This is a genomic window from Ruegeria sp. AD2(2025), from assembly GCF_056542385.1.
Genome location: NZ_JBQFZS010000037.1, coordinates 1 through 1,260, shown reverse-complemented (window position 1 = coordinate 1,260; position 1,260 = coordinate 1). Strand labels below are relative to the sequence as shown.

At 58.9% G+C, this 1,260-nt stretch carries 1 protein-coding gene; it reads left to right on the top strand.

Annotated features, from left to right (window positions below):
- Window positions 1-1,260, top strand: a 1,260-nt coding sequence (locus tag ACR1XV_RS21410; RefSeq protein WP_480535056.1) for a type III PLP-dependent enzyme domain-containing protein, incomplete at both ends; no start/stop codon positions are given.

Here is a 1,260-nt window from a genome sequence, read left to right as displayed (position 1 = left end):
CCGCCCCATGAACCGAGAGCACCAAATTCTGCAACGCGCCATTGAGGACCGGCTTCTGGACAGCGAAACCACCGTGTTGGGCTTCATGGACCTGGATGGTCTGGCCAAATCCATCAACGATCTGATCGCCGCCTTTCCCGACAATTTCCAGCACACCTTTGCGGTCAAGGCGAATTCGCTGCGCCACGTGCTGATGAAGATATCGCATTGCGGCATCGGAGCCGAGGTTGCCAGCCCCGGAGAACTGACCATGGCGCAGTCGGCAGGATTCGATATCTCGAAGATCATCTTCGATTCCCCGGCGAAAACGATGGACGATCTGCGCCAGTGCCTGAAACATTCCATCGCGTTCAATCTGGACAACGAACAGGAATTGGAACGCGTCGCTGCGCTGATCGAGGACTATCCCAATTCCGAGGCTATCATCGGTTTCCGCATCAACCCGCAGATCGGCTCGGGCGCAATCTCATCGACCAGTACGGCGACCAACACGTCGAAATTCGGCTATCCCATCGGGGATACGGGCAATCGTGAGAAGCTGATCGGGTATTATCTGAAATACCCGTGGCTGACCTCGATCCACACCCATGCCGGATCACAGGGCTGCCCGCTGGAACTGATGGCGCAGGGTATCGGAGAACTGGTGGCCGTCGCCGAAGAGATCAACGCCCGCAAAGGCGAGCAGCAGATCACCCGGTTGGATATCGGGGGCGGTTTGCCGGTCAACTTCGCCTCGCCCGAGGTCAAGCCGACCTTTGCCGAATATGCCGCGCTTTTGCGCGACAAGGTCCCGCTGCTGTTCACCGGGAAATACAGCGTGAAAACCGAATTTGGCCGTGCGATTGCCGCCAAGAACGGGTTCATGGCGACCCGTGTGGAATACACCAAGAACGCCGGAGGGCGGCATATCGCGACCACCCATGCGGGAGCGCAGATCATGACGCGCACGGCGTTTTTGCCTGCTGCGTGGCCGATCCGGGTGGAAGGGTTCACTCCGGACGGGGTGCCGAAAACCGAAGACAAGGTGCAGACCGACGTGGCCGGGCCCTGCTGTTTCGCTGCGGATCTGGTGGCCAAGGATGTGCTACTGCCGCGACTTGATCCCAATGACTATGTGGCGATCTATGACACCGGCGCGTATTACTTCAGCAACCATTTCGACTATAACAGCCTGCCGCGCATCGCCGTCTATGGCGTCAGCACGAAATCCGGTGAGCTGTCCATCGAACTGATCCGCCGCGCCGAAACGCTCAGCGAAGT